The 18454-nt window shown below is 33.4% G+C and carries 20 protein-coding genes and 1 pseudogene; 18 read left to right on the forward strand and 3 right to left on the reverse strand.

Annotated features, from left to right (window positions below; translation table 11 throughout):
• Positions 1 to 83: 83 nt before the first annotated feature.
• A complete protein-coding gene (locus FS935_RS22420; RefSeq protein ID WP_146950839.1) occupies positions 84 to 947 on the reverse strand; it encodes a hypothetical protein in 864 nt (287 codons plus the stop codon).
• A 296-nt stretch (positions 948 to 1243) separates the two neighbouring features.
• Between FS935_RS22420 and FS935_RS22425 the strand changes: the two genes are divergently transcribed.
• From FS935_RS22425 to bglH, 14 genes and pseudogenes are all read left to right on the forward strand, one after another.
• Positions 1244 to 2086 (forward strand): pentapeptide repeat-containing protein, encoded by an 843-nt coding sequence (locus FS935_RS22425; protein WP_240051006.1) that lies wholly within the window; start codon positions 1244 to 1246, stop codon positions 2084 to 2086.
• A 65-nt stretch (positions 2087 to 2151) separates the two neighbouring features.
• A complete protein-coding gene (locus FS935_RS22430; RefSeq protein ID WP_146950840.1) occupies positions 2152 to 2595 on the forward strand; it encodes a hypothetical protein in 444 nt (147 codons plus the stop codon).
• 44 nt (positions 2596 to 2639) lie between these two features.
• Positions 2640 to 2795 (forward strand): hypothetical protein, encoded by a 156-nt coding sequence (locus FS935_RS23520; RefSeq protein ID WP_158638695.1) that lies wholly within the window; start codon positions 2640 to 2642, stop codon positions 2793 to 2795.
• A 437-nt stretch (positions 2796 to 3232) separates the two neighbouring features.
• Positions 3233 to 3820, forward strand: coding sequence for a hypothetical protein (locus FS935_RS22435; protein ID WP_146950841.1), 588 nt, complete (start codon positions 3233 to 3235; stop codon positions 3818 to 3820).
• 29 nt (positions 3821 to 3849) lie between these two features.
• Entirely contained in the window at positions 3850 to 4026 is a 177-nt protein-coding gene (locus tag FS935_RS23710) for a hypothetical protein (protein ID WP_168714502.1), read from the forward strand.
• 491 nt (positions 4027 to 4517) lie between these two features.
• A complete protein-coding gene (gene nikA, locus FS935_RS22440) occupies positions 4518 to 6071 on the forward strand; it encodes a nickel ABC transporter substrate-binding protein (protein ID WP_146950842.1) in 1554 nt (517 codons plus the stop codon).
• 96 nt (positions 6072 to 6167) lie between these two features.
• Positions 6168 to 7118 carry a nickel ABC transporter permease gene (nikB, locus tag FS935_RS22445; protein WP_146950843.1) on the forward strand — a complete coding sequence of 317 codons (951 nt, stop codon included), beginning with the start codon at positions 6168 to 6170 and terminating at the stop codon, positions 7116 to 7118.
• Positions 7118 to 7969, forward strand: a complete 852-nt coding sequence (gene nikC, locus FS935_RS22450; protein WP_146950844.1) for a nickel transporter permease — start codon at positions 7118 to 7120, stop codon at positions 7967 to 7969. Before nikB ends, nikC begins: the two co-directional genes overlap by 1 nt.
• Positions 7966 to 8802: an ABC transporter ATP-binding protein gene (locus tag FS935_RS22455; RefSeq protein WP_146950845.1), complete on the forward strand. Its 837-nt coding sequence runs from the start codon at positions 7966 to 7968 to the stop codon at positions 8800 to 8802. Before nikC ends, FS935_RS22455 begins: the two co-directional genes overlap by 4 nt.
• Complete coding sequence (locus FS935_RS22460; protein ID WP_146950846.1) at positions 8799 to 9569, forward strand: ABC transporter ATP-binding protein; 771 nt, start codon at positions 8799 to 8801, stop codon at positions 9567 to 9569. The genes FS935_RS22455 and FS935_RS22460 overlap by 4 nt, the downstream gene beginning before the upstream one ends.
• A gap of 24 nt (positions 9570 to 9593) precedes the next feature.
• On the forward strand, positions 9594 to 10088 hold the full coding sequence (locus FS935_RS22465; protein WP_146950847.1) for a GNAT family N-acetyltransferase: 495 nt from the start codon (positions 9594 to 9596) through the stop codon (positions 10086 to 10088).
• Between the two features lie 149 nt (positions 10089 to 10237).
• Positions 10238 to 11581 carry an MATE family efflux transporter gene (locus tag FS935_RS22470; protein ID WP_146950848.1) on the forward strand — a complete coding sequence of 448 codons (1344 nt, stop codon included), beginning with the start codon at positions 10238 to 10240 and terminating at the stop codon, positions 11579 to 11581.
• Positions 11582 to 11961: 380 nt separating this feature from the next.
• Complete coding sequence (locus FS935_RS22475) at positions 11962 to 12840, forward strand: SMP-30/gluconolactonase/LRE family protein (RefSeq protein ID WP_146950849.1); 879 nt, start codon at positions 11962 to 11964, stop codon at positions 12838 to 12840.
• A gap of 170 nt (positions 12841 to 13010) precedes the next feature.
• Positions 13011 to 13376 (forward strand): annotated as a pseudogene (bglH, locus tag FS935_RS22480) (aryl-phospho-beta-d-glucosidase); the annotation flags it as partial.
• Positions 13377 to 13472: 96 nt separating this feature from the next.
• On the opposite strand, the gene FS935_RS22485 reads toward bglH, so the two are convergent.
• Positions 13473 to 13913, reverse strand: coding sequence for a cell wall hydrolase (locus tag FS935_RS22485; RefSeq protein ID WP_146950850.1), 441 nt, complete (start codon positions 13911 to 13913; stop codon positions 13473 to 13475).
• Between the two features lie 111 nt (positions 13914 to 14024).
• A complete protein-coding gene (locus tag FS935_RS22490) occupies positions 14025 to 14480 on the reverse strand; it encodes a hypothetical protein (protein WP_146950851.1) in 456 nt (151 codons plus the stop codon).
• A gap of 273 nt (positions 14481 to 14753) precedes the next feature.
• Between FS935_RS22490 and FS935_RS22495 the strand changes: the two genes are divergently transcribed.
• The 4 genes from FS935_RS22495 to cls all read left to right on the forward strand — a co-directional run bounded on the left by FS935_RS22495 (position 14754) and on the right by cls (position 18390).
• A complete protein-coding gene (locus FS935_RS22495) occupies positions 14754 to 14954 on the forward strand; it encodes a cold-shock protein (RefSeq protein ID WP_060671790.1) in 201 nt (66 codons plus the stop codon).
• A gap of 488 nt (positions 14955 to 15442) precedes the next feature.
• Positions 15443 to 16396, forward strand: a complete 954-nt coding sequence (locus FS935_RS22500; RefSeq protein ID WP_240051007.1) for a TRM11 family SAM-dependent methyltransferase — start codon at positions 15443 to 15445, stop codon at positions 16394 to 16396.
• A 258-nt stretch (positions 16397 to 16654) separates the two neighbouring features.
• Complete coding sequence (locus FS935_RS22505; protein WP_146950852.1) at positions 16655 to 16801, forward strand: lmo0937 family membrane protein; 147 nt, start codon at positions 16655 to 16657, stop codon at positions 16799 to 16801.
• A gap of 83 nt (positions 16802 to 16884) precedes the next feature.
• Entirely contained in the window at positions 16885 to 18390 is a 1506-nt protein-coding gene (gene cls, locus FS935_RS22510) for a cardiolipin synthase (protein ID WP_146950853.1), read from the forward strand.
• Positions 18391 to 18454 lie beyond the last annotated feature (64 nt).

Here is an 18454-nt window from a genome sequence, read left to right on the forward strand (position 1 = left end):
TGGCCATAGAAAAACTGCACCTCCGATTGTTAGATGGTGTCTAACAATTGGGGTGCAGTTCAAAGGTAAGGGGTTTTTTCTATTTAACTAAACCTAATATTCTTTATATAGTCTCTACCTCTTGGTGGAAATACACTTTCAGGCTGGTTCCATATCCAAAACCAATCTCCTTCTTTTTTACCAATCTTCCCACTTAGTAATGTACCAGGTACTATAATTTCATAAGGCATATTCTTAATATAGTAAGTTTTATATGTGGTGAGTGTTGTTATTGTTACAATCGGACCGTTAATGGCCTTTACTTCAAAGATGATTGTTTCTTTTTCCTTACATTTATCTAGTGAAAGAGAGTTGAGAAAGAATTCCTTGGTGAAGTCCCAGTCTTCTTGATGTATTTCGGGGAAAGTGTGCAGATAAAGTTTGTTAAGGATTTTTTCGCATATTTTTAATTCAATAACAGATTCAGTTAGAAAGGTATTGATCAGTTGATAAAATGAGCTACCATATCGACAGTCAAGCCAGTGGGTAAATTTCTTTAGTTCTACTGCAAATTTCTTTACTTCTTTTTCTTTTGAAGTTACTTTAATGTGTAAGGGATAAAAGGAGAAAATAAATTCTTCCCAAAACTCTGAGTTACAATTGAGCCAGGATGAAGGACAGTCATTTTGGAGGAAAATAGTAAAATATAAGCTTATGATTTCTAAAAATTCATTTTGCGATTTGCTTCTCGGATTTGCTAGCTTATAAGAAACCAGATCATTAGCATAAAACTGAATTAAACCGCGGTATGGTAAACCAAATTCTGAACTCATCGTTAAGTTCCTGAGTAAGTGCTTATGTTCATCAGAAGTATTAAAAGACTTAAACATAAAATTATCGTCCCTATTACTACAACACTCATCAAGAGCCACACCACTGCCACAATAACATAAAAATAGCTTCTTCATTTTTTACAAACACCTTTCTTTAGGGAATAAGTTAAGAGGATTTTCTTCAAGACAACCTGATTATAAACTGATCATCCTATTTATGGAAGGTGTTTAATGAAGATTGAATTTTAAAACTGAAATGACCATTTTCAAATAAATATTTTACATCAGGATAAAAAAGTAAAACACTGATATAAAATAGCTTTAACAAAGATATTTTATATCTAAATTCCATATACGAGATGTGGATATATATGGTAATATATGAAATGTTGTTAATAAATCAACACCTATTGAAAAAGGAAGTGTTAATATTGTCTAACCAAACACAAACAATAGATGATATTCAAAATAATTTAAGAGCAAACTGTGAAAAATGCTTTAGTTTATGCTGTGTGGCATTACCATATGCGAAATCAGCGGATTTTGCTTTAGATAAAAATGCAGGCACACCATGTAGTCATTTACAAGCGAATTTTCGTTGTAGCATACATACTAAACTTAGAAATGATGGCTACAAAGGCTGTACGGTATATGAGTGCTTTGGTGCTGGTCAAAAGGTTTCTCAAATGACCTTTAAAGGAAAAGATTGGCGAAGTCATCCAGATACTTCTAATGAAATGTTTGCCGTTTTTCCAATTATGCAGCAATTACATGAAATGCTCCTTTATTTACATGAAGCTCTTCATAGGGAAGAAACCAAATCAATTTATCATGAACTAAAAATGGCTTTTGATAAAACAGAAGCTTTAACCTTTTTAGATAGTGAATTAATTCTAGCAGTAGATCTACCAATACACCGAAACATGGTTAATAAACTATTACTTCAAACAAGTGAACTAGTGCGTGCAAGATTTACATACGTTAATAAACAGAAATTGATCAATAGAAGCAGTGACCTTATTGGAGCAAAGCTAAAAGGAGCGAACCTTAAAGGAAGTAATTTAAGAGGAGCCTTGCTAATTGCGGCAGATCTTAGAGAAGCTGATATGGTAATGGCGGATCTCATCGGTGCTGATTTAAGAGATGCCAATTTAAAAGGTGCAAACCTTCGTGGAAGTATTTTTCTAACTCAAGCCCAAATCAATTCTGCAAATGGTGATTCAACGACAAAATTACCAGCAGGCTTAACTACTCCGCAACACTGGTTAAAGTAAGATGACCTATGGAATTTGAACCTAATTCGAGTAATTTAAATGATAGTAAACAAAGGTGTGAGATCTTGAAATCTACTAAAATAAGAATACTTTTGTACGTTATAATAATTGTGATGATTTTTATTGGTGGATATTATACGGGGAAAATCACATCCACTGAAACAACAAGGGAAATCACGATTGGTTATGAAAATCAAGAACATCCTGACCAAATAGACTTCACTAAAATTATTAAAGATAGTGAAGACCAGTCAGCTGTAGATAATTTCACAGTGATTTATAGTAACAACAGTAAAATAATAATAGAAGAAGATATGGGTAAACCAGACGTTTATCTTTCAATAAGAAGTCCAAAGCAATTTACAAATTTAATTGATTCAAAGATATGGTTTACAAAAGAAGGAGCAACAATCGGGATTCGCTCTGGCGAAACTTGGAAGAAAATTGACTATTTTAGTATAAACAAAGATGATGCAAATTATATTCGTGAAAAGATTGACTTTAATTGAGTGATATATATTACAAGTAAGCTGAAGAAAGGAGATACGAAGTAATGGACGGAAGTTTAATAATTCTTGCTTTCTTCTTTGGTTTTATTTATATAATTTCAAGAATTGCTCATTATTTTGTTAATGTTAAGAAAAAGTTAGAAGATATAGATGGAAAGTTGTCCGATATTAGAGACCATTTAGCTAAGAAAGATATATGACATAATTTAGCAGTGTTAAAAAGTTTTTTTAAATTGCGAAAAGTTTCGAATGATCGTTTTTCAATTAAGGTTGAGGGATTGTGTGGGAAAGTTGATGTATTTTCATCCCAAGTAAAATTAACTTCTAGGTATGATCTTTTTTACTTATAGGCTATGTTAAAGGTTAATGTTGATTTTTAGCACATTGTTGATTGGAGTGAAAGGCATGAGACTCCTGCGGGAGAAGCGTGTCAAAGGGAGACTCCACAGGCGTTTGCGCCGAGGAGGCTCCCGGACCTAGGAAGAATTGTCCTTTGAAAAAGCCGGAAGTTGGGATCTTTCATTATTCTTCCCTAGGAAAAAAGGTGCTTTTTTCCCGGGAAAGCGAATGCCTGTAACGGAAATCAACAACAAAGTTTAACAGAGCCTACTTATAAAGAAGGACTGGAGGAATACATGTGAAATATAGTACACCTTTAGCTATAGTAAGTAGTTCTTCCTTAATTTTGCTCCTGTTTTTTCAATGGACCTTGGTTGATCTTTTAACTCCATTTATACTGCCTTTTCTTTGGTTATTAGTAATCGGTTTCTTTCTTGTTGTTATTCTGTTCTCATTAAATAGTTTAATTAAGAAAAGAAAATGGTCACCACTATTAATTCAAACTACAACAGTTCTCATCGTAATTTTCATACCATTTAATACTATTGTTTTACAGCTTAATTTTTCAAATCATTTTAAAGAAAGAACAGAAGTGATATCAAAAATACAAAATGGTATGTTACAACCCAATGTGACCTATAACACGTCGGTTATTCATCTGCCTAAGGAGTATGACCATTTATCTAAAGGGGGAGGCGATATCATCATTGAAGAAGTTAATGGTGATACTTTAGTGTTTTTCTACACTTTTAGAGGGATATTGGGTGATTTTGCTGGCTTTATATATTCCCCACATAACCGTAAACCACATGTAAATTCATTTGGAGGAGATTTTAAAGAAATAGTAAAAATGGCGGAGAATTGGTATTTTGTTGCTTCTTCTTAAAATCTATTATGTAAAATGAGGTGAAAGCATTGGATTTATGGTTTTATATTACTGTTATTGTTGGCATGTCGTTACTTTATTATGGTTATGAAAATAAGAAAAAATATAATTTGAAAGAAAAAGAACTAGAATTAGAACATAAAAAAATTGATTTAGAGATAAAGAAATTGGAAAAAGAGACATTTAAGCACAATGAAAAGAATTGATTCATTTGCTTTTTACCAAATAGTTTTAAAACACATGAATCTTTCAGTTCATGTGTATTTTTTATTGCTTTTTCAGAACTTCATCTTACATATTTCGCTACTTTATACCTAATAATCGAAAAGATTACGATTTGCTATTGACGAATGCTTTCTTTTTTTATATAGTAATCTAGTGCAAATCATAACCATTACGTTTTAATTTCGATCACCTAAAAAGGAGTGACTATTGATTATTATAAATCTTATAAGATTTAAATAGAAAATCGGTTATACCATGTTGAAATTATAAGATACGTAGGGATCTTTTTAAAATGATGTTGGGGTTTATCTTTTGGGGAGAGGTTTTAAGTTTGTATTCAGTACTTGGTGGAATACTGATTATCGGCGCTTCCATTATATTAACGATGCTTAAACGTAAACCAGAGATATCTGAAAAACAACAACCAGCTTTATAAAAAATACATAGAACTGTAGGAGTGAAAATATTTAAAATGAAAAAACATCTTTCTTTATACATACTTGTTGTAATGTTACTAGCGATTGCTGCTGGTTGTACAAATTCTGATAGTAATGTTAGTAAAAGTGGTACTGGTGAAAATGCTTCATCAGAGCAAAATGACAAATCTTTAACACTACTATTCAGCTTTTCTTCTAAAACGATTGATCCTCATCAAGATTGGATGGGTGTTCGTGCTGGAATAGCAGAGACACTAGTGAAAATTGATGAAAACTTGGAAATTCAACCATGGCTGGCAGAGTCTTGGGTGCAAGACGATGAGAAAACATGGACTTTTAAAATAAGAGAAGGTGTAACGTTCCATGATGGAACAGCAGTTGATGCTCAGGCCGTGAAAGCTTCTTTTGAAAGATTGCTAGAAGTGAATGAGGCTATTGGATCAAGCTTGAAAATTGAATCCATTAATGCAGATGGTCAGGAAGTTACATTTGTTACAACAGAAGTATATCCAGCATTTTTATCTGAGCTTGTTCATACAAATGCATCAATTGTAAAAGTTGATGAAGAGAATATAGACAGTAAGCCAATTGCAACAGGGCCATTTTTAGTAACTGAATTCACACCTGAATCTGAAATTAAGCTTGAAAGATATAATGATTATTGGGACGGAGCTGCAAAGCTAGAAAATGTGACAGTTAAGTTTAATTCTGACGGAAATGTTCGTGCACTTGCCCTTCAATCAGGTGAAGCCGATATTGCGTATCATCTTCCTCCAGAAACGCTAGATCCAATTGAAGCAAGTGATCAGCTTCGTGTTGAGTCTGTTCCAAGCTTACGAGTTCATTTTATGTTATATAATAATGCTAAGCCTGCTTTACAAGATGTAAATGTTCGAAAGGCTTTAGATTTATTAGTTAATCGCGAGGTTGCAGTAAATGAGATTATGAATGGCTATGCAACAGCTGCAAATGGACCTTTTAATGAAGAATTTGCATTTGCAAGTAAGGAACAACCTGTAGCTTATGATCAGGCAAAAGCGGAATCCTTACTAAAAGAAGCAGGTTATGAAAAAAATGCTGATGATTTATTAGAAAAAGACGGTAAAGTGCTGGAATTAACATTAGCAACTTATCAAGGTAGACCAGAATTACCACTAATCGCACAATATTACCAAGCAGAAGCAGCAAAGGTTGGTATAAAGATAAATATTGTGACTATAGAAAATATTGATAGTTATTTATGGGAGCAACAAAATGAATGGGATTTAGCGACATATTCTAATCTGTCTGCGCCAAGAGGTGATGGTGGATATTTCTTCAATGTGGCTTATTTACCTGAAGGTGCTCTAAACCCAGGTCAAATTAACATTCCAGAATTAAATGATCTAACAAAACAACTTAATGGTACAGTAGATCTTAATGAACGAATTGAATTACAAAAGAAAGCTGTTGCTATTGTACAAGAACAGCTTCCACAATCTTTTATTCTTCATCCTCATGTTATTGTCGGAGTGAATGATCGAGTGAAAAATTGGAAACCAGGATCTGAAGAGTATTATCTTATTACCAATATGATGGATGTAGAATAGTTAACAAGTGAAAGAGGGAGTATCAATAGATACAAACTCTTTCACTTTTGTGATTTTATGAATGATTCTTAATATAAAGTTTGGCAGGTGGAAATAATGCGGAGAGTTTTATCGATTATCGGTTCAAGGCTGATACAGTTGATCATCATGGTGTTGGTCCTATCTTTTGTCACATTTTTGTTGATGAAGATCACCCCAGGAGATCCAATTAGAGCAATTTTAAAGGTTGATGATGTTGCTTCAACAACAGTTGATGAAGAGAAATTAAGGAAAGAATATGGTTTTGATGAACCAATTTTAAGTCAATATAGTAATTGGCTTTTAAATGTTGCTCAACTGGATCTTGGAGAATCCGTTATTTCCAAAAAACCTGTTTTCGAGATGATTAGTGATCGTCTACCAGCAACAGTTTCTTTAGCTATAGGTGGATTGATTGTGTTGTTTATTATGGCGATTCCACTAGGTGTCATAGGTGCTGTTTATGAAGATCGTTGGCCAGATTATGTAAGTAGATTTATTGCAATGATTGGAGCTTCGATACCAAGTTTTTGGCTTGGTTTATTATTAATCTATTTCTTTTCTTTACAATTAAATTTATTACCCGTTATGGGGAAAGGCTCTTTTGCACATTATATTTTACCTTCTGTTACCTTAGGAATAGCGATGGCTCCGATCTATATTCGATTATTAAGAGAACGCCTTATTTCCACCTTACAAAGTCCGTATATTGAAGCTGCAAAAGCAAGAGGATTACGAAAGGAAAGAGTGCTCTTTTTTCATGCATTAAGAGGAAGTCTGATTCCTTTAGTCACAATGTTTGGATTAAGTATTGGAAGTTTACTTGGTGGTATTATGGTTATAGAAATTCTTTTTTCATGGCCTGGTATGGGAGACTTAATTGTTCAAGCAGTATTACAACGTGATTATCCTGTTATACAAGGTTATATTTTAATTATTGGTATTCTTGTTGTTATGACAAATTTACTTGTTGATTTGCTTTACTTATTAATTAATCCACAAATTAAACAAGGAAAGGAGGTAGTGTAATGGAGGTTGTTTTAACTAAAAAGACTAGGAGCTTATTTCGGAATCCAACGTTGATCATTGGACTGTTTCTATGTATGATAATTGCAACTATCATTTTTGCAGGAAGTCTGATTTCTATTCATGATCCCTTTGAGATTGATATGGGAAACAGATTACAAGATTCTTCTTCAACACATTGGTTTGGAACAGATCAATTAGGTAGAGATGTTTTTTCTAGAATTGTGTACGGAGCAAAAATAACTGTTGGGTTAGGTTTATTGGCTATTATTTTATCTGTTTTAATAGGTGTTCCTATCGGACTTGTTTCAGGATATGTTGGTGGGAAAATTGATGCTGTTTTTATGAGAATCATCGATGGTATCCTTTCTTTTCCTGACGTGATTTTAGCTATTGCAATTGCTGGAATATTGGGACCTAGTTTAACAAATATCATTATTTCCATCGTATTAGTGCGATGGATTGTATATGCGCGTGTTGTGCGAGGTCTGGTTTTGGCTGAAAAGGAGAAAGAATATGTGTTAGTATCAAAGGTTTCATACTCTAGCACATTAAAAACAATTCGTATGCACTTATTACCACAAGTAATGCCTGATATTATTGTCATGGCAGCAATTGATGTTGGTAAAGTAATCTTGCTTATCTCTGCTTTATCTTATATCGGACTAGGTGCACAGCCTCCAATACCAGAATGGGGTGCAATGCTTAATGAAGGTAGAGCCTACTTCCAAGTGATTCCTTCTCTCATGATAACCCCTGGACTTGCCATTATGCTTACTGTATTAGCTTGTAATCTATTAGGTGACGGATTAAAAAATCACTTTGATATTCGTAAAGGGAGGGAATATATGTGAGTGATCATTTACTATCAATTGAAGATCTAAATGTAACGGTTAAAAATAATCGTCAAGTAACAACTTTACTAGATAATGTAAGCTTACATGTGAATCGTGGAGAAATTGTCGGGCTTATTGGCGAAAGTGGAAGTGGCAAGAGTCTAACAGCAAAAACGATCATGAATTTACTCCCAAGCAATATGGAAGTACAACAAAGTAAGGTTATGTATAATGAAACAAATCTGCTAAATCTAACAACTAAGGATCATCGTAAGCTACTAGGAAAAGAGATTGGCATGATTTTTCAAGATTACCGTGGTAGCTTTACTCCATTTATTCGAATTGGAAAGCAAATGATTGAAACAATTTCTACTCATTATTCAATTAAGAATAAAGAAGCGAAGTTTATAGCAATGGAAGTTTTAGAGGAAATGGGATTAGATTCAGAGCGTGCTTATCGAAGCTACCCATTTCAATTAAGTGGTGGACAGGTACAAAGATGTGCGATAGCCATGGCACTTGCGTTGAAGCCTTCTTTGCTTATTTGTGATGAAGTAACAACAGCACTTGATGTGATGAGTGGAGAAAAGGTGTTAGATTATATTGACTTAGTGAGGAAAGAAACAGGTTGTGCAGTTCTTATGATTACCCATGACCTAGCTCAAGCCTATAAACGAACAGACAGAATGTATGTAATGCATAAAGGTGTAGTTGTTGAGGAAGGTTTACCAGAACAAATCCGCTGTCATCACAAGCATCCATATACAAAAAAACTATGTTCGTGTTTACTTTCTCTTCCAAATGAGACCGAGTTAACTGGACATGAAAGAGAAAGAGTTGTAACACTATGAGTTTATTAACTATCAATGATTTATCAAAAAGCTATGATAAACGTGTAAAAGCACTTAATCAGATTTCCTTTGATGTAACAGAAGGAGAATGTGTCGGAATTGTTGGCGAAAGTGGAAGTGGTAAAAGCACATTAGCTAGAATGCTTTTAGGACTTGAAACATATAAAGAGGGCAAAATTTTATTTAATAACCAACAAATCCCCCCTAAAAATAGATCCCAAGTTCGTCAATATCGTAAAGATATCCAAATGATTTTTCAAGATGCTACGAGTACCCTAAATCCAAAATTACCAATTTGGAAAAGCTTGATCGAGCCACTTGATAATTTCAAGGAAATCACTCCTTCCTTTATAACAGAAGGTATTTCACGCAAACAAGTAGCCGAGGAGCTATTGGAAATGGTCGGTTTAGAAAAAGAAATGGCTGATCGCTATCCAGGAGAACTTAGTGGTGGACAAAAGCAAAGAGTTAGCATAGCAAGAGCGATAAGTATAGAGCCATCGTTACTTGTTTGTGATGAACCAACAGCAAGTCTAGATGTTACAGTACAAGTGCAAATATTACAGTTACTAGAAGAGCTACAGAAAAAAACAAATATGACTATTCTCTTTATTTCTCATGATATAAGAGCTGTGACATATTTATGTGAAAAAATGATTGTCTTAAAAAACGGTTATATCGTTGATTCATTCAGGCTTGAAGAGTTGTATCAGGAGGAGCGTCATTCATACACAAAGGCACTTATTAAAGCAGCAGCAATTGAGTAGGTAATAAGAGAGGATAAATAGTAGATGGAAATTCGTAAAGTGAAAAAAGAAGAAATCAAGCAAGTAGGACAGTTTTTAGAAGAAACAATGGGAGCTGTCTTTCCGTTTCCACTAAGTGAAGCATCTAAAAGAGATATTACAGAAATGGAAGAGCTATTTTTAACGAAAGAAAAAACAACTCTTTTAGCTGCTTTTAAAAATGGTAAAGTAGTCGGTACGATCGGTGTTCGACCATATGATGATCGAATCGCATCTATTAAAGGTCGATACGAGCTTGAAACAACATGTGAAATTATTAAATGCTATGTTGATCAAAATTTACGAAGATCAGGAATTGGTACAGAACTTTTCTCAAGTATTGAACAATATTGTCAAGAAGCAGGATACAAAACGTTGTATTTACATACTCAAAAATTTTTGCCAGGTGGATACTCTTTCTGGCAGAAAAAAGAGTTTTCAATGGTATTAGATGAACAAGATGAATTTGAAACAGTGCATTTTGAAAAAGTTGTTTTTTAAGAAGGATAAGGTATTTAAATCATCTTAGTTGCTCTTTATAACTCCAAGCAACTAGATATAGCGGTACCTTTTCTTCTTAGAGAGGTCCTATTCGTGTTAAATTCACAAATTTCAATAGTTAAATAGATTCGTTAGAAAAGGGAGAAAAAATGAAGGTAGAAGCCTCTTCTTTAAACATCAGTAAAAAGCCTTCCTTATACCAAAAGGAATACCTACACCTGGCAATACCACTTATCATATCTGGTATTTCGACTCCTATTCTTGGTGCAGTTGATACAGCAGTGGTCGGAAGAATTCCAGAACCAGCTTCAATTGGAGGAGTTGCAATTGGAGCACTTATTTTTAATACAATGTATTGGTTGTTAGGCTTCCTTCGAGTGAGTACAAGCGGATTTACGTCACAAGCTCAGGGAGCAAATAATGAAAAAGAAACAATATTGTCATTATTAAGACCTATGATTATCGCAGTAACTGTTGGTTTACTTTTCGTTATCCTCCAATATCCAATTCTCCACATATCCTTACAGGTAATAGGAGCAAGTGAAGCAGTAACGAGTTATGCAGCAACTTATTTTTCTATACGAATTTGGGGAGCACCATTTATTCTCCTAAGCTATGTGATGATAGGCTGGCTCATGGGCCTTGGAAAGGTAAAGCTATCATTAGCAACTCAAATTGTGATGAATGTGTTAAATATTATTCTTGATCTTGTATTTGTTTTAGGATTCAATATGGGTGTTGCAGGTGTTGCTTATGCAACGCTAATTGCAGAAATTAGTGCTGTCTTATTTGGAGCATATATCATTTTTAAGATAAATAAAGTTACTTTATCACAGCTAAAGCTTTCAAAGATCATAGAATCTGAGCCTATGCTAAAAATGTTAAATGTAAACAAAGACTTTTTTCTCCGTACTGTCTGCTTACTCACGATGACAGGCATTTTTACGTCAAAAGGAGCTAGTATGGGTGAAGTCACACTAGCAGCAAATGCTATTATTCTTCAAATCCATTATATAATGGCATATCTTTTCGGTGGCTTTGCAAATGCATCAAGCATTTTAGTAGGGCGATCTATTGGAGGAAAAAACCAGGAACTTTACAAAAAAGCCTATTTCCTTTCAGGGCAATGGGGCTTTATCGCAGCATTCTTTTTATCTTTGCTGATCTATTTCTTTGGTGAAACAGTCGTATCCTTATTCACAACCATTTCAGTAGTACGAGAAACAGCTAGCGAGCTATTAATCTGGATGATCATTTTCCCATTTGTTGGATTTTGGGGCTTGCAACTAGAAGGAGTCTTCTCAGGTGCCACAGAAGCAAAGTCAGTGAGAAACTCTATTCTTTTAGCTTTAATTGTATTTCTACTAGCGATATGGATACTATCTCCATATGAAAATATAGGTCTTTGGCTGGCATTTGTATTATTTAGTGCATCACGATCATTCTTTTTATCGTTATATATTCCAAAATTGACGAGAAGTCGATTTGGATGATAGTTGGAGCACCTTTTCCTTTGTGTTTGAGGGAAGAGGTGTTTTTTTGTTGTGTTGATATATGGGTTGATGAGAGAGAGTGATAATGCTTGAAGTTTTTGTCGTTTTTTGTCTAATCGACGACAAATTCTGAAAATCGCTGATAAATTTGCAGAATCGACGATAAATTCGAAAACTAGTGAAAATTTGTTCTCTCAATCTACCTTTTTAAGTTAATAATCCATTAAGATAACGATAATTATAGCTATAAAGTCATACCTACTCTATTTTCCTCGGAAAATATCTTTATTTTTGTCAACAATCACCTTTTTCCTTAAAAATATATACTATAATAAAATGTGTATACTTTTTAAAAAATTAATTGGAAATAGGTGAGATAATTGTCAATAGAGTTAGTGATTGATAGCAAATCTACTTTAGGTGAAGGTCCTAGCTGGGATGAAAAAGAAAAACTACTATATTGGGTAGATATTTTGCAGAAAAAGATATATCAATTTAATCCCGGATCCAACGAAAACAAGGAGCTACTTTTAGATAAGTTAGTTGGTGCGATATCTCCTAAACAAGATGGAGGAGTTGTTCTTGCGTTACAAGATGGTTTTTATAGCTATGACTTTCAGACAGGAATGTTAAAGAGCATACATAAACCTGAAAAACATCCTCAGCACAACCGTTTTAATGATGGCAAATGTGATCCTGCAGGCCGATTTTGGGCAGGATCAATGGATATTGATGCTAAAGAAGGCGCTGGATCTTTATACATGCTAGATGAGCAATATAATATCAGTAAAAAATTAGATAATCTATCCATTTCTAATGGAATCGCTTGGTCTCCTGATAACAAATATATGTATTTTATTGACACACCAACGAAACAAATTGTTAGATATGATTACGACAATACCACAGGTAACATTTCGAATCCTAAAGTGGTTGTTTCATTTATTAAGGAAACCGGTTTCCCAGATGGAATGACAATTGATCAAGAAGGAATGTTATGGGTGGCACAATGGGGTGGATATGGAGTTTCAAGATGGGATCCTGCTAGCAGTAAGCTCCTTGATTTCATTAAAGTTCCTGCTGCAAATGTAACTTCATGTGTTTTTGGTGGTGAGAATTTAAATGAGCTTTATATCACAACAGCAAGGATTGGTACAACTGATGAAGATCTTGAAAAATATCCAAATGCAGGTGGTTTGTTTAAGCTAAAAACTAATATCAAAGGTGGTCCGACTTATCAATTTTCTAGTAAAAAATGACCTTTTGATATAGAAAATTAAGGTTTCAATAATAGATTATACATTCAATCTTAAAATAAATGGTTAGTTCTAGCCTAAAAAGAAGCTACAAATGAATGCCTTACATAACAGTAATTCTGCAAACTTCACTAACGGCTCGTGAAGAGGAACAAAATAGGTTTATTCTTGATTTACGAATTAGTTTAAATCAATTGTATGACCGTTATCAAGTTCCATTATTCGTAGTGGAAAATGGCTTAGGTGCATATGATAAAGTAGAAGAAGACGGCTCGATTAATGATGATTATCGAATTGATTTTCTAGGTAGTCATATTAAAGCAATTGGTGAGGCTATTAAAGATGGTGTTCAGTTAATTGGGTATACAAGCTGGGGCTGTATTGACTTAGTTAGTGCTTCTTCAGGTGAATTCTCTAAGCGATATGGTTATATTTATGTTGATAAACATGACGATGGAAGTGGCACTCTAGAAAGAAAAAAGAAAAAGTCATTCTACTGGTATAAAGAAGTTATTGCAACTAACGGAGAATCTTTATAAATCAAAGAAGATGAGCAACTGTTATCTCATTTTTTAAAAATAGGATTTTTTAAATACTGCCTAAAAACAAAAACCCACTTTACGTGGGATTTTTGTTTACCATAAATATGCACCTTCGCATGTATTGGCCACTGGTTCATAATAACAATGCTGTTTATATTGTCCTGTTAATGGTTGACCGTACCAAGTTGGTGGACATTCAGCATAAGGGTTAAAATACCAAAGAGCAAATTTAGAAGGGTGATCACGCCAATAATCTAATGTTTGTTTGGCTAACTTTTTTTCTACACCTCTTGCTCTGTTATAAAATACATTACCCTTTTGTACCGCTTCAAACGAGTAATTTCCACCTTGTACTTGATAAATTACATCTCGTATTGATCTTAAGTCTTTAAAATCTAAACAGTTAGCTTTTCTGCGATTGACAATAACATTACCAACCATAAGCATCCCTAGTTTTCCTTCACCTTCAGCTTCAGCTCTCATCATCCTAGCCATTAAATCAACGTCACTGTCTGTATATTTAACTCTTGGCATTTTTTCATCACCTCTATTTGAATTGTATTAAGATAAAAGCATAAAAATGTTAATTGAAGTAAAATTAACGATTGTTGACAAGTAAATAGTATTCTAAGTGTTTATTACAAATTACTTTCTAGTTGTATCTTGAAACAAATTCTTAGAAACACTGTTTAATTTAGTTAAAAAACGATTAAAACCAAAACCTACAAAGAAAGCAAGACTGATTTGTCCATATGGGGCATTTTCGAAATTAGTGAATTCAATGAGGAATAACCCACTTTGTATCAATGTGACACTAACAACTGCCGTACCTGTAGCAAAGATAGGATAAAAAATATACATAATCCATTCGCGGTAATCAAGTAGTTCTCCTTTCATATAATGAGAACAAAACATATATAGATGACGCAAAGAACCACCGATTGATCCTGCGAAAAAATAATACAAAAAAATTTCTAATTCAGAAATGAAAGGGAAAGTTGCTTCAAATGCTCCAACCCATAATGCACCGACTGCTAAAAAGCTACCAAAGAAGAGGATCGATAAGTATAGTAAAATCAAGGCTTTTAGTCTTCGATTCAAACAATCACCTCAATAGCAAATATAGATAACCTATCTTATGAAAGTGACTGGGTAGGCGTGAAAGTACAAGAATCATAAAATAAAAAGGGGAGTTTAAAATTTATTTTCAATAATCATTTGCAATTTCCAAATATATCTGTTATTCTAAAGAAGAATTATTTTTGTTCGGTATGTGAGGAAAGAATAAGTTTTTAAGCTTTTCGCCTTTGATATCTAATTGAGCAACTATAGTAATATAACGTGGTTAATAGCCACAAATAGGAGGAAACAAACATGCAAGAAGGTACAGTAAAATGGTTTAACGCAGAAAAAGGTTTCGGTTTCATCGAAATCGAAGGTGGAGAAGATGTATTCGTACATTTCTCAGCTATCCAAGGCGAAGGATTTAAATCTTTAGACGAAGGTCAAAAAGTAACGTTTGACACTGAGCAAGGTCAACGTGGACTTCAAGCTACTAACGTTAACAAAGCATAATTATTAAAGGACTCTTTCATTAGAGTCCTTTTTTGCGTTTACATATATTGATTGTTAGTTTACATAATATTTTTATCGTCTTATCTGAAGAAGAAGAAGAATGATCTAAAGCTTTCAAAATATAGATCATGAAGAGCAAGAAGTGCTAAACCATTTAAGGCTGAAGTAATATTAATCGGACGCAAACCACTTAAACATAAAAATAGAGACTGATCAGTGAGTGCCTGCATCTTTATAAAAGATGTGGGCATTCTCTTTCGATCAGTCTCGGAGACAACATGCTACAAGTGTTAAAATGGTTAAGTAAAGCATAACACACTATTTCTAAAACACCTAAACAATCTTTTGAAATTATCGAAGAATTAGGTTATTTGTGATTTTAAATTTCATTTTGTCGAATATTCTTGATTTAACAATTGCATTTATAGACTATTATCGATATTGTTTGTAGATAGGAACAAATAGACACTAAAAGGAATGGTCTTAATTTGAACATTATTAGCCCGGAGCAGGAATTTATTTATACATATGCGTTTACTGAGGATGAACGCTCTTTATGTTATATGGAGATGCGTGCATTTTTTGGATATGAGACAAAGCGCAATATTTTAAAAAGCTCAACAAAAATTGATCCTAGTAGAAGTCCCTTCATTAAAGAGCGAATTGATGTATTGTATGAAGGTGATAGCATATCAGATCTTATCAAAAAAGCTAGTCAAATTGAGTTGGAGAATTCAACCTTTAAGGTTATTTTAGTTAAAATTAATGATCTTGAAGGTTCAGAGAAATTTGGTCATGACCGTAGACGAAAGATTGAGCGGGATATTGGAATGGAGATTGAAGCTGAAGCAGACTTCAATAACCCAGACTATACATTTGGAGTTATTACGCTTGGTGGACGCTGGTATTTTGGAAACTATCAGAAAAGTGAAGCAATATGGCTGCGTCATTTGAACAAACCTAGAGAATACTCAACAGCACTTAGTACCCGTGTAGCAAGATCTGTAGCAAATATTGCTGTACCATACCCAAATGGAATTAAAGCCATTGATCCTTGCTGCGGAATAGGCACTGTTTTAGTTGAAGCTCTATCAATGGGCATTAACATCATTGGACGTGATATAAATCCATCTGTTGTATATGGCGCGATTGAGAATATTGCACATTTTGGTTTAGAAGGAAGTGTAACAAAAGGACCGATAGAAGAGGTAACAGACACCTACGATGTAGCGATCATAGATATGCCTTACAATTTATTTACTCATAGTACACCAGATGCTCAATTATCAATTCTTAAGAATGCCCGACGAATTGCAAAAAAAGTTGTTGTTATTACAATTGACCCGATCGATTTTATGATAAAAGAAACGGACTTTATCATTTTAGATCGTTGTGTTGCGAAAAAAGGTTTGTTTGTAAGAGAAGTTTTAGTTTGTGAATGATTTTTTTCTGTTGTTAGTAAAACTTTTGTTTATTCAACGGTATTCTTTTAATAGAAAAGTAACTGAATCTAACATATATGGATAATAAACAACTATCCTACAAAATAAAGCCAGACTAAAGACCAATTTTTTGGTCTTTTTTTGTAACTTTTTAATCATTTTCATTTTTATATTATGATCATAAGTTTATTTTAAAATAATCAAGGGTATCTACCTACTATCACATTAGACTTTATAAATAATAGAGGAGGAATTAGAATGCTTTGGACAATCATACTAGTTTTACTTGCACTTTGGTTAATAGGTGCGGTTGTTGGATTTCTAGGTAATATCATACATATTCTTTTAGCAGTCGCTTTAATTTTAGTTATTATCCGACTGGTACAAGGTAAAAAAATTCTTTAGTTATTTCATTTATAGTTTAAAGAAAAAGCATCTACTCACGGTGCTTTTTCTTTAAATGATTTAAAAGAATCGAGGAGCTTAAGATGAAGAATACCCGACAAATTATGTTATTATTTTTGCTTTCTGTTACATTTTCAATAGCAGTATTTTTAAATACAACAAACGCTATTATGATTCTTTCTATCATAACTTATCTTGTAACTCTTTTTTCGATCATCTTTGTAATGATGCTAGAAAATCGATCACCACATAAATCACTCCTCTGGATTTATGCGTTAATTTTCTTTCCGATTATTGGTTATATTTTCTTTATCTTCTCAGGTCAGCTAGAAGTCAAAGGTCATCTTTTTCGAAACAAACGAAAATATGATAGTGAATTGCTAAAAAACAAAAAAACATTTCAAGAATCATCAAATTTTAAGAATCTTAGTGTCACTCAACAAAGTTTAGCTAACTTAGTGGAGAAATATAGTGATAATCAAGTGAGTTTTTATAGTCATACATCAGTATTAAAAAATGGAGATGCTACCTTTACTTCTATTAAACAGTCAATAAAAAAAGCTAAAGAGTATATTCACTTAGAATACTATACATTCAAATCAGATAAAATCGGACAAGAAATTATCGACTTATTGTGTGAAAAAGCTAACGAAGATGTTGAAATCCGTTTGATTTATGATGCTGTTGGTAGTCTCTCGCTTTCAAATAAAGCAATAAAACAAATGAAGAATGCTGGTATAAAAGTACATTGTTTTTTACCTCTAAAGCATGGATTTTACAATCAAAAGGTAAACTTTAGAAATCATCGGAAAATAATCGTCATTGATGGGAAAGTAGGATTTGTTGGAGGATTAAATATCGGTGATGAATATCTAGGGAGAAATAAACGCTATGGATTTTGGAGAGATACACATCTAAAAGTAGAAGGTGAAGCAATTATAACACTTCAAGAAATATTCCTGTTAGATTGGGCTTACGTTTCAGGAGAGAGGCTTATTGATGAGAAATATTTTAAAGTGAAGTTAATTAATGATCAATTAGGCGGTACACAAATTATCTCAAGTGGACCTGATTCATCTCTTCAAGGAATAATGAGTGATATCTATTACGAATTATTGGCTTCAGCTAAAAAATCAATTTATATCGCAACGCCCTATTTTGTGCCTAATAAAGCGATTCGAACAGTATTATCAATGGCAGCCAAAAAAGGTATTGAAATCAAAATAATCGTCCCTGAGAAAAATGATGGTTATTTAACTCAATATGCAACAAGATCTTATTTCTCAGAAATGCTAGAAAATGATATAGAGGTATATATGTATACAAAGGGTTTTTTACATGAAAAAGTGATCATCATAGATGAAAAATTTGCTTCTGTTGGAACAGCTAACCTAGACTTAAGAAGCCTACATTTAAACTTTGAAGTAAACGCCATACTATACGAAACCGAAAGTATACAAGACCTGGTAAAACACTATCAAGAGGATATCCAGGAAAGTACGAAAGTAAATAAATCCACCTATAAAAATCGAGGACTTACCGTCAGAACAAAAGAATCCTTTGCGAGGCTCTTTTCACCGGTATTGTAAATGGTGCCTGTGGTCAAGCCCCCAATAAATAGACACATGTAAAATACGACATTTTACACTGCAC

The sequence above is a fragment of the Metabacillus litoralis genome (assembly GCF_007994985.1).
Lineage (GTDB): Bacteria > Bacillota > Bacilli > Bacillales > Bacillaceae > Metabacillus > Metabacillus litoralis.

What these genes read in the sequence shown, in the direction of transcription:
- FS935_RS22420 (WP_146950839.1), bottom strand. Translation starts at nt 947, where the DNA reads ATGAAGAAGCTATTTTTATGTTATTGTGGCAGTGGTGTGGCTCTTGAT.
- FS935_RS23520 (WP_158638695.1), top strand. Translation starts at nt 2,640, where the DNA reads ATGGACGGAAGTTTAATAATTCTTGCTTTCTTCTTTGGTTTTATTTAT.
- nikA (WP_146950842.1), top strand. Translation starts at nt 4,518, where the DNA reads ATGAAAAAACATCTTTCTTTATACATACTTGTTGTAATGTTACTAGCG.
- nikB (WP_146950843.1), top strand. Translation starts at nt 6,168, where the DNA reads ATGCGGAGAGTTTTATCGATTATCGGTTCAAGGCTGATACAGTTGATC.
- nikC (WP_146950844.1), top strand. Translation starts at nt 7,118, where the DNA reads ATGGAGGTTGTTTTAACTAAAAAGACTAGGAGCTTATTTCGGAATCCA.
- FS935_RS22460 (WP_146950846.1), top strand. Translation starts at nt 8,799, where the DNA reads ATGAGTTTATTAACTATCAATGATTTATCAAAAAGCTATGATAAACGT.
- FS935_RS22465 (WP_146950847.1), top strand. Translation starts at nt 9,594, where the DNA reads ATGGAAATTCGTAAAGTGAAAAAAGAAGAAATCAAGCAAGTAGGACAG.
- FS935_RS22470 (WP_146950848.1), top strand. Translation starts at nt 10,238, where the DNA reads ATGAAGGTAGAAGCCTCTTCTTTAAACATCAGTAAAAAGCCTTCCTTA.
- FS935_RS22485 (WP_146950850.1), bottom strand. Translation starts at nt 13,913, where the DNA reads ATGCCAAGAGTTAAATATACAGACAGTGACGTTGATTTAATGGCTAGG.
- FS935_RS22495 (WP_060671790.1), top strand. Translation starts at nt 14,754, where the DNA reads ATGCAAGAAGGTACAGTAAAATGGTTTAACGCAGAAAAAGGTTTCGGT.
- FS935_RS22505 (WP_146950852.1), top strand. Translation starts at nt 16,655, where the DNA reads ATGCTTTGGACAATCATACTAGTTTTACTTGCACTTTGGTTAATAGGT.
- cls (WP_146950853.1), top strand. Translation starts at nt 16,885, where the DNA reads ATGAAGAATACCCGACAAATTATGTTATTATTTTTGCTTTCTGTTACA.